This window comes from Micromonospora kangleipakensis, assembly GCF_004217615.1.
In the GTDB taxonomy this organism is placed as follows: Bacteria; Actinomycetota; Actinomycetes; order Mycobacteriales; family Micromonosporaceae; genus Micromonospora; species Micromonospora kangleipakensis.
On the sequence record NZ_SHLD01000001.1, the window covers coordinates 4,274,194 to 4,287,532 of the forward strand.

Genomic DNA, 13,339 nt, shown 5'->3' on the forward strand with positions numbered 1-13,339 from the left:
GAGCGGGAAGCGGCGGCGAGCCGGGTCAGGCCGGATGGATCTGTACGCAGCAGGCGCCGGGGCTGGGGGCCAGCCGCGCGTGGAGGTCCGTCCGGCCGAGCCCGTCGAGCAGGCCGGCGATGAAGGCCTGGTTCAGGCCGCACACCAGCTCGGTCTGCTGGGCGGCGAGTTCGTGGAAGGGGCAGTTCCGCAGCCGGATCAGCACGTCGTCGTCGGCCGGTTCGAAGCCGAGTTCGGCCAGGACGGCCGCGACCGGCCCGCCACCGGCGACCTGACGGCCGATGGTCACGCCCCGGTGCGCTGCCAGGCGTAGCGCCGCCGACCTGGCATCGGTGGGATCCTCGGCGACGGCCTGGGCGAGGATCTCGCCGATCAGGTCGTAGCGGCGCTCCGGGATGGTCAGTGCGATGCAGCCCGGCGCCGCCTCGTACACCTTCGGCGTGCGACCACGGCCGCGCGGCTGGTCGGTCGGCGCCTCGTACCGAGCCTGCAGCAGCCCGGCGCCGACCAGCTTGTCCAGGTGAAAGGCCGCCAGGTTGCGCGAGATGTGCTGTGCCTCGGCGGCCTCGTCCCGCGTCACCGGGTGGTCCTGGCTGCGGACGTAGTCATACAGCGCCCGTCGTACCTGGTCGACGAGGGCCGTCACTGCCTGCCAGGGGGCCGTTGCCATGCCGAAAGTTTATCACCAGCAGATCTTGTCGAAATTCTCCTGCGGGTGTAAACGCCGCATGACAATGGCCCCCGGGAGGACCGGGGGCCACCGTCATGGGGGAGTCAGCGGTAGATGTGCGTCGGTGTGCCGATGCCGATGATCGACCACAGTCGGTTCATGGCCGGTATGGGCACCCGGACGCAGCCGTGACTGGCCGGGTAGGTCGGGACGGACGTGGCGCCGTGCACCGCGTAGCCGTAGTAGAAGTAGTTCGGCCGCCACAGCAGGCCGAGCGAACTCTGCCGCCAACCGTCGATCCGGCGCTGGATCTTGAAGTTGCCGGTCGGCGTCGGCGTGCTGGCCTTGCCACTGGAAGCGTCCAGGATCCGTACGACGGACCCCTGGCGCGCCAGGTACAGGACCTGCTTGGTCAGGTTCGCCTCGATGGAGTAGCCGGAGTGCGTGTACTTCGGCTTCGGGATCAGCGGTCGGGCGAGGGCCCCCCAGGTCTGCGGCCCCACGATCCCGTCCCGGACCAGGTTGTTCACCTTCTGGAAGGCGACGACCCCGTGGTACGTGGAGGGTCCGAAGATCCCGTCGATGGGGCCCACGTCGTAGTGCAGCGCGGCGAGCCGGCGCTGAAGGGTCGTCACCGCCGTGCCGCGCGAGCCCTGCCGCAGCACCGGCTGAGACGTTGTCGCGGCCAGAGTCTGAGCGGCGACGTGAGCCGTACTCACCTCTGCCGTGGTGCGGACGCCGGCCGACGCCGAACTGGCGGGGATGAACAGGCCGCCGGTGGCGACCAGGACTGCCACCCCGAGGGCGGTACGTGAACGGCCGTGGCGCTGATGAGTGGTGCGTCGTGCGAAGGAAATCATCGTCCCTCCTTTCCGAACTGCCAGGATTCGACGGTAGTCCGCGGGAGCAAAGGATAACTGTCAAACGCACCGCCATCGATATCGATCTGACGCCTTCGTGGTCGACCTGCGGCCACGGTCCACGTACCGACGGTTCCTGACCTCTGATCGGCGATAGGGTCTGGCCTTGTGCGGACGAAGCAGGAGTTGGGGGCGGCGATCCGGCGGGAGCGGTGCGCGGCGCTCGTCGTCAACGCCCACTCCCGCCGGGGCCGCCGGCTCTACGAGGGCGCCCGGTCGCGGCTGACGGCGGCCGGCTTCACCCTGCTCGGCACGTACCCGGTCGACCGGCCCGACGAGCTCGAGCGGAGTCTCGCCGAGGCCGCCGACCTCGGGCCGGACCTGCTGGTCGCGGGGGGCGGCGACGGCACGATCGGCACCGCCGCGCGCCTGCTCGCCCACCGCGACATCGCGCTCGGCCTGCTGCCGCTGGGCACCACCAACAACTTCGCCCGTACGGTGGGCATCCCGCTCGACCTGGACGCCGCGGTCGCGGTCCTGACCGACGGCAAGGTGATCGACGTCGACCTCGGGCTCGTCGGCGACATGCGCTTCACCAACCACGTCGGCATCGGCCTCTCCGCCGACGTGATGCTCACGGCGCCGCCGCGCCTCAAACGGGTCACCGGCCGGCTCGCGTATCCGGTCACCGCCCTGGCGCTGCTGCGCCGGCACCGGCCGCTGCGCGCCACCGTGCGCGCCGAGGGGCGGGAGCACGAGTTCGTCACCCACCAGCTGTACGTGGCGAACGGCGGCTTCCACGCCGGCCGGCCGATCACCGCCGACGCGAACGCCGACGACCGGCTCCTGGTCGCGTACCCGGTGGGCGGCCCGAGCCGCCGCGAGCTGCTGCGCGACACGGCCCGCAACGCGGCGACCGGGCACCGTCGCACGCTCGGCGACGACCCGTTCCTCGCCGTCCGCCAACTCTGGCTGGAGACCGACCCGCCGGCGCGCGTCGAGGTCGACGGCGAGCCGTACGGCGAGACGCCGATCCGGATCGGCCTGGACCCCAACGCGCTGCGCGTCATGGCTGCCGCCGACAGCCCGGACCGTTAGGTGCTACGGCTCATGACGTTGTTGCCGCTGGGTTGACGCGACGGTGTGATCACTGTGCCCAGCAGTGGGCATCCGTGCGACCGGCGGCAGGGAACCGCGCACCGCGCGAACCGACGCACCGCCACGGCTCCGAGCCGGCGACCTGCTCGACGGGTGGCGGTACATCCTCACCCACCCGGCGTTGCGTCCGCTGTTCTTCAACACGATCCTGGTCAGCAGCCTGATCATGGCGACCTCGCCGCTGCTCGCCGTCCTCATGCTCGGCCACCTCGGGTTCGCCCCCTGGCAGTACGGCCTGGCCTTCGCCGTGCCCTGCGTCGGCGGTCTGATCGGCTCACGACTGGCCCGCCGACTTGTCGCGCGGTTCGGGCAGCGCAAGGTCATGGTCACTGCTGGGGCGCTGCGAAGGTGCTGGTCCCTCGGGTTGGCCTTCATCCGCCCCGGCGCTGCCGGGCTCGTGCTCGTCATGGCCGTCGAGCTCGGGCTGATCACCTGCATGGGTGTGTTCAACCCGGTGCCCGCCACCTACCGGCTCGATCGGACCGCGCCGGACCGAGTCGTCCGTACCCTGACCGCGTGGTCGGTCACCAGCAAAGCCACCATCGCGGCCATGACCGCCCTGTGGGGCCTGCTGGCGAGTATCACCAGCCCCCGGGCCGCGATCGCGGTTGATGACACATCGCAACTCGCCGCCCCGGTCCGAGGTGGTCCCTCCTCTATGGACGGAACTTCGGTGATCGGACCGCAGGCCCGCTCCACGGCGGGCGCCACCCGCCGGCACGGTTGATCAGGAGAAGTGCGTCTTCGGGCGGGCGAGCCGCTCCCCGTCGACGGTCAGATCGACTTTCTCGTTGTAGAAGGCGATCAGGCCGGCGATCGGCAGGAGTGCCCCGGTGGGGAAGTCGTACGACCAGGCCAGGTCCGGGTGGTCCGTGCCGTCGACCCGCACGGACCAGTAGGCGCCGGTCCGGCCCTTGTACGGGCAGGCGGTCGTCGTCGCCGACGGCACGAGGTGCCGGAAGTTCACGTCGGTGCGGTTGAGGTAGTAGCGGATCGGCAGCCCGGTCTCGAAGACCAGCACGGGCGACGTCGACTCGGCCAGCACCGTCCCGTCGAGCTCCACCCGTACGGTGCGGGTGGAGCGCAGCGCGTCCACCCGGGCGTACGGGTTGCGGGGGTGGACGAAGACCTCCTCGTCCTCCTCGAACCAGCGGTCCATCGCGGCCCAGTCGAACCGGATCGTGTCCCTCAACCCGGGCAGCGCGTCGTCCCCGTACCACCGCCCGCACGACGGACGGGAGGTCTCGCCGACCCGCAGCCCGTGCAGCCGGGCGGTGCCGCGCCCGGACCCCTCCGTGCGCTCCTCATCGACCAGGAGATCGCGGGCCACGTCGGCGATCGGGATGTAGTACTGCGGGTAGAACGGCCACTCCCACACGTACCGGCCACGGGTGGTGTCCAGTACCTGCTCACCGGCGAGGAACGCGCGGATCCGGCGGGGCGCCGGCTCGATGTGGTCGACCGGGGTGATCGCCTTGGGATAGTCCGGCACCTCGTCCTCCCAGCGCAGCAACGTACCTCGGCCCGGCCCTCACCGGTGCGGGCCGACCCCGCACGTCCGTCCCTGTGCTAGCCGCGCGTGCGCTGCACGAACGGCGCGGTCGGGTCGGCGACCTCCCCGAACTCCGCCGGAAGCTGGGACACGACGTCGTCGTACCCCTCGGGTGTGAGGGCCTCGCGGAGGACGTCGAACACCGTGGTCACCCCGTCCTTCGCCTGTGTCACGTCCACGTCGGCGCGCCCGCTGACCCGTGCCAGGAACACGTCGAGTCCGAACCGCTCGGCGGTCTCGCCCGAGCCGAAGGCGTACGCCCGCAGCCCCTCGGGAAGCTGGCCGGCGAGGTCACGCGCCTCGCCGCCGTCGATCCGTTCCGCCAGGGTCGTCAGGGTGGCCCGCGTGACCGCGGTCGCCTGCTCCGATGACGTCCCTGAGCGCTTCGCCACCAAGCCGATGAACTCGTTGTCGTCCACCTTCAGGGCCTTTCTCTCGGATGTCAGCGGCGTCTTCCCGCGCACCGCCACCTCAAACGGGAAAGCGCGCGAGCGCCACCGGCGGGGCGACCCGTTCCGGGATCTCCTGGAGGCCTCACTAGGGTGAGCGACTGCGCCAGGACGGCGCCGCCGATGACGCCACCACGTCGCAGTCGTTGAGGAGTGGGCCGCATGACCGGGACTCTGGACGGGGTGCTCGTCGCCGACTTCAGTCGGGTTCTCGCCGGGCCGTACGCCACCATGCTCCTGGCCGACCTCGGCGCCGACGTGGTGAAGGTCGAACGTCCCGGTGCGGGTGACGACACCCGCGCCTGGGGTCCGCCGTACGACCACGACGGCACCGCTACGTACTACCTGTCCGTCAACCGCAACAAGCGGTCGGTGACGCTGGATCTGACCGATCCGGACGATCTGGCCGTCGCTCGGGACCTGGCGCACCGGGCGGACGTGATCGTGCAGAACTTCCGCCCCGGCACGATGGAACGCTACGGCCTGGGTCACGCCGACATCGCCGTCGCCAACCCGCGTGCCGTCTACTGCTCGATCACCGGCTTCGGCTCCGGCGCGGGCGCCGACCGGCCCGGATACGACCTGCTCGTCCAGGCCGTCGGCGGGCTGATGAGCGTCACCGGCACCCGGCCGGGCGAGCCGGTCAAGGTCGGGGTCGCCGTGGTCGACGTGATCACCGGCCTGCACGCCACCGTCGGCATCCTGGCCGCGCTGCGCCACCGCCAGGTCACCGGCGCCGGCCAGCACGTGGAGGTCAACCTGCTCTCGTCGTTGCTGTCCGCGCTGGTCAACCAGGCATCCGGCTACGTCGCAGCCGGCGTGGTCCCGGGCATCCTGGGCAACGCGCACCCCAGCATCGTGCCGTACGAGCTGCTGCCCACCGCCGATCGGCCGCTCGCGGTGGCGGTCGGCACCGACGCGCAGTTCGGCGCGCTGTGCCGGGCACTCGGCATCCCCGCCGTCGCCGAGGACCCGCGCTACGTCAGCAACGCCGACCGGGTACGCCACCGGGAAACGCTCATCACCACGTTGTCCGAGCGAACGGCGCTGCGGTCCGCCGACGACCTGGCCGCGGCGCTCAGCCGCCTCGGCGTGCCGTGCGGGCCGGTCAACGACCTCGCCGGAGCCTTCAGCCTCGCCACGGAGCTCGGGCTGGCGCCGGTCGTGGAGATCCCCGGGCCGGAACGACCGCAGCCGGTGCGTCAGGTCGCCCACCCGATCACGCTGTCAGGTGCGCCCGCGGTCTACCACCGGCGACCGCCCCGGCTCGGTGAGCACACCGCGGAGGTGCTCGCCTGGCTGGCTTCCGGCAAGCCGGGCGGCCCTGCCGCCGAGGAGAGCTGATCGCCAGCCCCCGCCGTCCTGCCGGTGGGCGGCCGGCGCCCCGTCGCTCCCGGCTGACTGATCCGTCACGTCGGCGTCAGCCGTTGAGCGGCCGGCCGGAGGCGGGCCGCCAGCATCCAGTGGGCCGCGACCAGGGGTGCCACGCCGACGGGGTACCAGAGCAGGTCCGTCGGGTCGAACTGGACGCCCAGCACCAGCCGGGCCAGCAGGCTGCGCGCCGACAGCGCGGCCGGGATGCCGGTCAGCTGCGCGCACTCGACCGCCCAGCAGAAGGCGACCGCGACGGCCCCCGCCGGCAGCGGGGACATCCTTGGCCACAGGAACAGCACCCCGGCGTAGACCATCGACGCATAGAGGGCGGTGCCGGAGTACTGCTCGAGGCGGCCGTCGGAAAGGGCCCGGATGGTGAGCGCGACCGCCAGGAACAGGGCCGCCGCCACCAGCATGAGCACCCGGACCAGCGCCGGCCTGATCGACATCCCGCCGATGCTACCGGCGGGCTCGGCCCGCACCGCCCCCGGCGACCCGGCCCGAGACCGGCACCGCTTCAATCCGCCGGAGGGCGGAGATCAGCCGCTCCCACGCGGTTACCCGGTCCGAATAGGAGACGCCCATGCCGCCCAGTCACGAATCGGAGGCACCGCGTGAGGAACCCGGCCCGCGGCAGGAAGAAGAGGCCGACCCCGCCTCCAGCCGCGCGGCGCGATGCCGACTGGTCGTGGCGGACCCCGGGCGCCGACGTCGTCGCGCTCGCCCTCGTCGTGGCGGCGGTCGCCCTGTATCCCGCCTGGAAGTCGGCACGGAGCGACGGCAGGCAGGAGCAACTCCAGGCGTCGGAGGCGGCCCGCCTGCCGGCGCTGAAGGTGGCCAGGGTGAGCGCCTACATCAAGGACGGCATCGCGGGCAGTTCGCGCAACGGCAACGGTGGTTCCGACAAGGAGAACGACCTGTGGGGCCCGCACCTCGACGTGACGTTCGAGAACCGCGCCAGCGGGCCGTGCCTGATCACCAGGGCCCGCCTGGAGTTCCGGCAGGTGCGGTCCCTGCGTCAGTTCCGCCCCTGAGCTAGGCCACCCGCGGCGTGGGCAGGATCGGCAGGGCCGCGCGGTGCGTCGTACCCGAGATGTCGCCGGTCTGGTCGACGGCCGGCTCCGGCGACGCGGCCTCGACCGCGACGGCGGCCCTCGCCGCGGGCCCGTCGCCGGCCGGCGCGACCGACGGCCCCGCCACCGACGCCTCGATCTCGGTGAGCAGGGTCGTCAGCCTCCGCACGTCGTCGACGGGCATCCGGAAGGAGCCCCGGCACCACGTGCCGCTCCACAGGGACACCACCACCGCGCCGCGGTCCGGGTGGTAGCTGACGCGCATCGTCCGGTCCTCGCCGCGCAGGTCGGTGAACAGGTCACCGAAGCTGGGCATCGGTCGCACCTCTCCCATCCACCCAGCATGCCCGAGCCTGCTGTGCGGGGCTAGAGCGCGGCGAACGGCTTCGCGTACGCGAATTCGCCCCGGATCGTCGGCTGCCAGGCGCTCAGTGGGCGGGCCATGAAGAAGCGCGGCCCCCACGGACCCGGCGGCGTCACCGCCAGGTCCACCGCCGGCCGGAAGCCGAACCGCGGGTAGTACTCCGGGTGCCCGAGCAGCACCACCAGGGGCTCGTCCCGCGCGTCGGCGGCGCCCAGCACCGCGTGCATCAGCGCCGAGCCGACACCGCGGCGCTGCCAGGCCGGCAGCACGCCGAGCGGCCCCAGGCCGAGCGCGACCGGCGCGCCGGCCACGGTGCCGCGGGTGCAGACCACGTGGCCGACGACCTCGCCGCCCGCATCGGTGGCGACGAGGGAGAACGCGGGCAGCCAGTCGTCGTCCGCGCGGAGCGCGTCGACCAGGGTTGCCTCCACCGGTACGGCGCCCGCGGCGTCGTCCTTCGCGAAGGCGGCGGTGTGCACGGCGCGGACGGCGTCGACGTCGGCGGGGGTTTCGCGTCTGATCAGCATCGCGGACACGATAGGCGCACCGGGACGCGGCACGCGCCCGATTTTCGGCGGCGGGCGGCTCAGTCCCCGAGCCCCTCCAGCAGGGCCTTCAGCCGGGCCAGGTCCTTGCGGTTCGCCCGGCGCATCGCGGCGGCCATCACCGGCCCGGCGACCGTCGCGAAGCCGCTCGGCTCACCGCGGTTGCGCAGGGTCATCCGGGTTCGACCCTCGCCGACCGGCTCCCAACGGTAGGTCGTCTCCATCGGGAACGGACCCTCGGCCGTCCGCATGACCAGCCGCTCGCCGGCGACCAGCTCGACGATCTCGTACGTGTAGGCGAGCCGCCGGCCGAGGAAGTGCGCCACGAAGGCGACCCGGGAGCCGACCCGCAGCGGCGGCGGCGTCAGCCACTGCACCGACCTGATGTTGACGTACCAGTCCGGCGCGTTCGACGGGTCGCCCGCGTACGCGGCCACCTCGGCGACCGGGCGGTCGATCACCACCTCCGACACCACGTCCACCGGCACCCGAATCCCAACTGTCGTACGGACGGCCGCACCCAGTGTGAGCGCCCGCCGGTGGCCCCGCCAGCCGAACCGGGCGGACCGGCAGCGCCGCGGGTAGCGTGCACGGCGAGACGATCAGCGAGGAGGCTCCGGGGTGGAAACCACGACCGTGGACGTGCCGACCAGCGACGGTGTCGCGGACGCGTATCTCGTCCGGCCGGACGGGGACGGGCCGTTCCCGGCGGTGCTGGTCTTCATGGACGCGTTCGGGCTGCGGCCCCGGCTGGCCGAGATGGCCGAGCGGATCGCCGCCCGGGGCTACGTCGTGCTGGTGCCCAACCTGTTCTACCGGGCCGGCCGGGCGCCGCTGGTCGAACTGTCCGGGCTCGCCGACCCGGAGCGGCGGGGCGCGATCTTCGGGCAGCTCATGCCGTTCATCGGCGCGCTGACCCCGGACGCCGTCGCCCGCGACGCCGGCGCGTACCTGGACGTCCTGGAGGCGCGGGAGGATGTCGCGGCCGGGCCGGTCGCCATCACCGGGTACTGCATGGGCGGTACCAACGCGCTGCGCGCGATCGAGGCGTACCCGGACCGGATCGCGGCGCTGGCCAGCTTCCACGCCGGCCGGGTCGTCACCGACGCGCCGGACAGCCCGCACCTGGGCGTCGGGTCGGTCACCGGCGAGGTGTACTTCGCCCACGCCGACAACGACCAGTCGATGACCGCCGAGCAGATCGCCACTCTGGAGAAGGCGCTCGACGCCGCCGGGGTCACCTACCGCTCCGAGCTGTACGCGGGCGCGCCGCACGGCTTCACCATGGCCGACACCGCCATGTACGACGAGCAGGCCACCGAGCGGCACTGGAACGCCCTGTTCGACCTGCTCGACCGCACGGTCCACCGCTGACCTCCGCCGCCGGCGGGGCCGCCACCCGGCGCAGATGACCCGCCCGGGGACGATTCACCCGCCACCGGCCGGGTAACCGCCGCCATGCCCGACGACCGCCCCGCCGCCGACTCCGTCCGGTCGCCGCTGGACGAGGTCGTCGAGCGGGGCGGCCGGGTGGTGGCCCAGGCCCGCCGGCAGGGCGGGCAGGCCGGCCGGGTCCGGCTGCGCCAGCTGGAGGTCACCATCGTGATCGCCGTGCAGGCGGGGCTGGCCGCCGCGCTGGCGGCGCTGATCGCCCAGAAGCTGTTGGGCCCCGGCGCGCACGTCTTCGCCCCGGCGGCGGCGGTCGGCACGATCGCCACCGCCATCGGCCAGCGGGCCCGCCGGACGTTCGAGCTGCTCGGCGGCGTGGGACTCGGCATCGTCGTCGGGGACCTGCTGCGCTTCATGCTTGGCTCCGGGGCCTGGCAGACCGGCCTGGTCGTCGCCCTGGCGATCGCCACCGCGCTGCTGGTCGCCGGCCGGGGCGGCGCCCTGGTCGGCCAGGCCGGCGGTACGGCCGTCCTGATCTCCACCCTCGCCCCGATGCAGCCCGGCCTGGAGGTGCCCCGGATCTTCGACGCCCTGGTTGGCGCCCTGGTCGGCATCCTGGTGGTGGCCCTGCTGCTGCCGATCAACCCGCTGCGGGTGCTGGACCGGGCGGCGGCGCCGATCTTCGCCACCGTCACTGGCCAGCTGGACGCGGTGGCGCACGCCCTGACCGCGCGGGACGCCGACGCGGCGATCCGCGCCCTGGACCAGCTTCGCGGAATGGACGCCGACGTCGGGCGGCTGAACGAGGCGCTCAGCGGCGCCGGTGAGGTGGTCACCCTCGCACCGGCCCGCTGGCACCGCCGGGCGCGGTACCACCGGTACGCCCGCGGCGCCGAACACCTGGAACGGCTGATCCTGTACGCCCGGTCCGTGGCCCGCCGGTCCGCCACCGCGCTGCAGTACGACGAGCCGATCCCGCCGTCGCTGCCGGTGGCCGTCACCCGGCTCAGCGACGCGATACGGCAGCTGCGCCAGGACCACCAGGCGGACGTGGATCCGGAGCGCACCCGCCGGCTCGTCCGGGAGAGCGCCGAGCTCGCCGGCCGGGCCTGGGCCGAGGGGGTGCGGTCCTACGGCGACGCGCTGATCACCGACCTGCGGACGGCGGACAGCGAACTGCTCCGGGCGATCGAGTACGAACCGGACGACGCCAACCGGGTGGTGCGCGAGGCGGCCGGCCGGGGGCAGGCGGAGGTGCGACCGCCGGCGCGGGCCCACCTGCACCGGCCGCGCCCGCACACCGGGACGCCCCGCACCCGGCGGCACCGACGGTCGACCCGCCGGACCCACGGCCGACGCCGGGGCCGGCACAGGCCACGAGTGTGAAAGTGGCCCGCCACCGGATCCGGCCCCGCTGACTACGGTCGGGCCATGAGCCTCGATCCGCACGAATTGCGCACCCGGTTCGCGTCGCTGACCGCCGCGCACGTGGCCGACGCCTGCCTGCGGGCGGCGGTCCCGGTCCGCTGCGCGCCCGCCGCCGTACGGCCGGTCCTGCCCGGTGCGCGGCTGGCCGGTCGGGTCGCGCCCACCCGGCACGTCGGCAGCGTCGACATCTTCCTGGAGGCGATCGACCGGGCAGCCCCCGGCGACGTGCTGGTCGTCGACAACGCCGGCCGCACCGACGAGAGCTGCGTCGGCGACCTGGTGGTGCTGGAGGCGCAGGCCGCCGGCCTGGCCGGCGCGGTGGTCTGGGGGCTGCACCGGGACACCGCCGACATCCGGGCGGTTGGGCTGCCGGTGTTCAGCCTGGGCGCGATCCCCACCGGCCCGCAGCGCCTCGACGCCCGTCCGCCGCTGGCGCTGCAGTCGGCGGCGGTGGGGGAGTGGACGGTGGACGCCGAGGACGTCGCCCTGGGCGACGACGACGGTGTGCTCTTCGTGCCCGCGCGCCGCGCCGGTGAGCTGCTCACCCTCGCCGCGTCGATCCGGGACGCCGAGCGGCGGCAGGCCGAGCGGATCCGCGCCGGCGTCGCGCTGCGCGACCAGGTGCGCTTCGCCGCCTACCTCGCCGGGCGGGTCGAGGATCCGGCGCTGACCTTCCGCGCGCACCTGCGCACGGTGGGCGGGGCGATCGAGGAGTGAGCCTCAGCCGACCGCGGTCGGGGACGGCGGGGCGCTGCCGCCGCGGGGCGCCTCGGCGGTCATCAGCCGGACGATCTCCGCCCGGTCGGCCGCCGACGGCAGGCCCCACCCGGGGCGGTAGCCGTAGACCTCGCGCAGCGGGGTGGACGCGGTCCGGCCGTCGAGGATCTCCACCGCGTCGGTGTCGATCAGGCCGGGATGTTCGACGCCGCAGGCCTCGGCGACCTTGACCAGGTCGCGGCGCAGCGTACGGAGGTAGTTGGCGGCGCGTACGGACTTCAGGGTCGGGTCGAGGCCCCGGGCCAGCCAGGGATTCTGGGTGGCGACGCCGGTCGGGCAGGTGTCGGTGTGGCACTTCTGCGCCTGGATGCAGCCGATCGCCAGCATCGCCTCACGGCCGACGTTGACCATGTCGCAGCCGAGCGCGAACGCGACGACGGCGTTGTCGGGCAGGCCCAGCTTGCCGCCGCCGACGAAGACCGTCCGCTCGTGCAGGTCCTTCTCCGCGAAGGTCCGGTAGACCCGGGTGAAGCCCTGCTGGAACGGGAGCGACACCGAGTCGGTGAAGATCAGCGGCGCGGCGCCGGTGCCGCCCTCGCCGCCGTCGACGTTCACGAAGTCCACGCCCCGGCCGGTGTCCCGCATCAGCGTGGTCAGCTCGTCCCAGAAGCCCAGGTCGCCGACGGCGGACTTGACGCCGACCGGCAGTCCGGTCTCGGCGGCGAGGAGCTCCACCCAGTCGAGCAGGCTGTCGCAGTCGGAGAACTCGGCGTGCCGGGACGGGCTGACGCAGTCCTGGCCCTGCGGGACGCCCCGGGTCGCGGCGATCTCCGCCGACACCTTCGCCCCGGGCAGCAGCCCGCCGAGGCTCGGCTTCGCGCCCTGGCTCAGCTTGACCTCCAACGCCCGCACGGGCGCGCCGGCCACCAGGTCCTTGAGCCGGTCCAGGCTGAACCGCCCCCGCTCGTCCCGGCACCCGAAGTACGCGGTGCCAAGCTGGAACACCAGGTCACCGCCATTGCGGTGGTACGGCGACAGGCCGCCCTCGCCGGTGTTCTGCAGGCAGCCGGCCAGCGCGGCGCCCTTGTTGAGCGCCTCCACCGCGCGGCCGGAGAGCGAGCCGAAGCTCATCCCGGAGATGTTGACCACCGAGGCCGGCCGGAACGCCTTCGCCCGGCCCCGCGGCCCGCCGAGCACCTTGGCGCAGGGCAGCTCCACCTCGTGCCCGGCGGTCGGCGTCGACGGCGGCACCGCCCGGCCGAACGTCCGGTGCTTGATGATCGGATAGCCGGGGGTGTACTCGATGTCGTTGTCCGTGCCGAAGCCGAAGTAGTTGTTCTCCTTCTTCGCCGAGGCGTAGATCCAGCGGCGCTGGTCCCGGGTGAACGGCCGCTCCTCGTTGTTCCCGGCGACGATGTACTGCCGCAGCTCCGGCCCGATCGCCTCCAGCAGGTAGCGGGCCCGGCCGATGACCGGGAAGTTGCGCAGCAGCGCGTGGTCGCGCTGGAGCAGGTCGCGCGCGGCGAGGGCGGCGACGGCGGCGGAGACGACGGGTACGGCACGACTGGCCCACTTCATGCCCGCCTCTCTCCCCGGCCGGCGGGTGCGCGAAACTACCGGGCGTCGTGCGCGGCCACCAGCCGCTTGGGTGCCTTGTTGCGCCACGCGTGCTCGACCAGTTCCTGGAGGCGCTGCTCCGAGATCTCTGCCAGGTCTACCGGGAGGCCGACGAAGATCATGGTGGCGGCCCTGCGTCAGAC

General features: G+C 73.3%; 17 protein-coding genes. 7 read left to right on the plus strand and 10 right to left on the minus strand.

Annotated features, from left to right (window positions below):
- Positions 1–25 precede the first annotated feature (25 nt).
- A complete protein-coding gene (locus EV384_RS20455; protein ID WP_130335664.1) occupies positions 26–670 on the minus strand; it encodes a helix-turn-helix transcriptional regulator in 645 nt (214 codons plus the stop codon).
- A gap of 104 nt (positions 671–774) precedes the next feature.
- Entirely contained in the window at positions 775–1,530 is a 756-nt protein-coding gene (locus EV384_RS20460) for a L,D-transpeptidase family protein (RefSeq protein WP_130335666.1), read from the minus strand.
- A 168-nt stretch (positions 1,531–1,698) separates the two neighbouring features.
- On the opposite strand from EV384_RS20460, the gene EV384_RS20465 reads away from it, so the two are divergent.
- Positions 1,699–2,628 (plus strand): diacylglycerol/lipid kinase family protein, encoded by a 930-nt coding sequence (locus tag EV384_RS20465; RefSeq protein WP_130335668.1) that lies wholly within the window; start codon positions 1,699–1,701, stop codon positions 2,626–2,628.
- A 64-nt stretch (positions 2,629–2,692) separates the two neighbouring features.
- Positions 2,693–3,415 (plus strand): MFS transporter, encoded by a 723-nt coding sequence (locus EV384_RS20470; RefSeq protein WP_242624176.1) that lies wholly within the window; start codon positions 2,693–2,695, stop codon positions 3,413–3,415.
- Here the strand turns inward: EV384_RS20470 and EV384_RS20475 are convergent, their stop codons facing one another.
- Both EV384_RS20475 and EV384_RS20480 read right to left on the minus strand, forming a co-directional pair.
- Positions 3,416–4,201: a DUF427 domain-containing protein gene (locus EV384_RS20475; RefSeq protein WP_242624177.1), complete on the minus strand. Its 786-nt coding sequence runs from the start codon at positions 4,199–4,201 to the stop codon at positions 3,416–3,418.
- Positions 4,202–4,257: 56 nt separating this feature from the next.
- Complete coding sequence (locus EV384_RS20480) at positions 4,258–4,659, minus strand: DUF2267 domain-containing protein (protein WP_130335672.1); 402 nt, start codon at positions 4,657–4,659, stop codon at positions 4,258–4,260.
- A 192-nt stretch (positions 4,660–4,851) separates the two neighbouring features.
- Here EV384_RS20480 and EV384_RS20485 point away from each other — a divergent pair, with 192 nt between their 5' ends.
- Positions 4,852–6,033 carry a CaiB/BaiF CoA transferase family protein gene (locus EV384_RS20485; protein WP_130335674.1) on the plus strand — a complete coding sequence of 394 codons (1,182 nt, stop codon included), beginning with the start codon at positions 4,852–4,854 and terminating at the stop codon, positions 6,031–6,033.
- A 65-nt stretch (positions 6,034–6,098) separates the two neighbouring features.
- Here EV384_RS20485 and EV384_RS20490 read toward each other — a convergent pair whose 3' ends face one another.
- Entirely contained in the window at positions 6,099–6,512 is a 414-nt protein-coding gene (locus EV384_RS20490; protein WP_130335676.1) for a ribosomal maturation YjgA family protein, read from the minus strand.
- A gap of 165 nt (positions 6,513–6,677) precedes the next feature.
- Here EV384_RS20490 and EV384_RS20495 point away from each other — a divergent pair, with 165 nt between their 5' ends.
- On the plus strand, positions 6,678–7,097 hold the full coding sequence (locus EV384_RS20495; protein ID WP_130335678.1) for a hypothetical protein: 420 nt from the start codon (positions 6,678–6,680) through the stop codon (positions 7,095–7,097).
- Between the two features lies 1 nt (position 7,098).
- Here the strand turns inward: EV384_RS20495 and EV384_RS20500 are convergent, their stop codons facing one another.
- Genes EV384_RS20500 through EV384_RS20510 form a run of 3 tightly spaced genes read right to left on the minus strand, consistent with a single transcriptional unit; the run spans position 7,099 to position 8,533 of the window.
- Entirely contained in the window at positions 7,099–7,470 is a 372-nt protein-coding gene (locus EV384_RS20500; RefSeq protein WP_130335680.1) for a hypothetical protein, read from the minus strand.
- Positions 7,471–7,502: 32 nt separating this feature from the next.
- The gene (locus tag EV384_RS20505; protein ID WP_130335682.1) at positions 7,503–8,027 is read right to left on the minus strand and encodes a GNAT family N-acetyltransferase; all 525 of its coding nucleotides are present in this window, start codon (positions 8,025–8,027) and stop codon (positions 7,503–7,505) included.
- Between the two features lie 59 nt (positions 8,028–8,086).
- Positions 8,087–8,533, minus strand: coding sequence for an SRPBCC family protein (locus EV384_RS20510; RefSeq protein ID WP_130335684.1), 447 nt, complete (start codon positions 8,531–8,533; stop codon positions 8,087–8,089).
- 133 nt (positions 8,534–8,666) lie between these two features.
- On the opposite strand from EV384_RS20510, the gene EV384_RS20515 reads away from it, so the two are divergent.
- From EV384_RS20515 to EV384_RS20530, 3 genes are all read left to right on the plus strand, one after another.
- Positions 8,667–9,419: a dienelactone hydrolase family protein gene (locus tag EV384_RS20515; RefSeq protein ID WP_130335686.1), complete on the plus strand. Its 753-nt coding sequence runs from the start codon at positions 8,667–8,669 to the stop codon at positions 9,417–9,419.
- Between the two features lie 84 nt (positions 9,420–9,503).
- Entirely contained in the window at positions 9,504–10,820 is a 1,317-nt protein-coding gene (locus EV384_RS20525) for an FUSC family protein (RefSeq protein ID WP_130335688.1), read from the plus strand.
- A gap of 45 nt (positions 10,821–10,865) precedes the next feature.
- Entirely contained in the window at positions 10,866–11,579 is a 714-nt protein-coding gene (locus EV384_RS20530; protein ID WP_130335690.1) for an RraA family protein, read from the plus strand.
- A gap of 3 nt (positions 11,580–11,582) precedes the next feature.
- Here the strand turns inward: EV384_RS20530 and EV384_RS20535 are convergent, their stop codons facing one another.
- Positions 11,583–13,157, minus strand: coding sequence for an FMN-binding glutamate synthase family protein (locus EV384_RS20535; protein WP_130335692.1), 1,575 nt, complete (start codon positions 13,155–13,157; stop codon positions 11,583–11,585).
- 35 nt (positions 13,158–13,192) lie between these two features.
- Positions 13,193–13,318: a hypothetical protein gene (locus EV384_RS36790; RefSeq protein WP_278045620.1), complete on the minus strand. Its 126-nt coding sequence runs from the start codon at positions 13,316–13,318 to the stop codon at positions 13,193–13,195.
- Between the last annotated feature and the right edge of the window lie 21 nt (positions 13,319–13,339).

Coding starts and splice junctions, on each gene's coding strand:
- EV384_RS20455 (WP_130335664.1), bottom strand. CDS start 670: ATGGCAACGGCCCCCTGGCAGGCAGTGACGGCCCTCGTCGACCAGGTA.
- EV384_RS20460 (WP_130335666.1), bottom strand. CDS start 1,530: ATGATTTCCTTCGCACGACGCACCACTCATCAGCGCCACGGCCGTTCA.
- EV384_RS20485 (WP_130335674.1), top strand. CDS start 4,852: ATGACCGGGACTCTGGACGGGGTGCTCGTCGCCGACTTCAGTCGGGTT.
- EV384_RS20490 (WP_130335676.1), bottom strand. CDS start 6,512: ATGTCGATCAGGCCGGCGCTGGTCCGGGTGCTCATGCTGGTGGCGGCG.
- EV384_RS20500 (WP_130335680.1), bottom strand. CDS start 7,470: ATGGGAGAGGTGCGACCGATGCCCAGCTTCGGTGACCTGTTCACCGAC.
- EV384_RS20505 (WP_130335682.1), bottom strand. CDS start 8,027: ATGCTGATCAGACGCGAAACCCCCGCCGACGTCGACGCCGTCCGCGCC.
- EV384_RS20525 (WP_130335688.1), top strand. CDS start 9,504: ATGCCCGACGACCGCCCCGCCGCCGACTCCGTCCGGTCGCCGCTGGAC.
- EV384_RS20530 (WP_130335690.1), top strand. CDS start 10,866: ATGAGCCTCGATCCGCACGAATTGCGCACCCGGTTCGCGTCGCTGACC.
- EV384_RS20535 (WP_130335692.1), bottom strand. CDS start 13,157: ATGAAGTGGGCCAGTCGTGCCGTACCCGTCGTCTCCGCCGCCGTCGCC.
- EV384_RS36790 (WP_278045620.1), bottom strand. CDS start 13,318: ATGATCTTCGTCGGCCTCCCGGTAGACCTGGCAGAGATCTCGGAGCAG.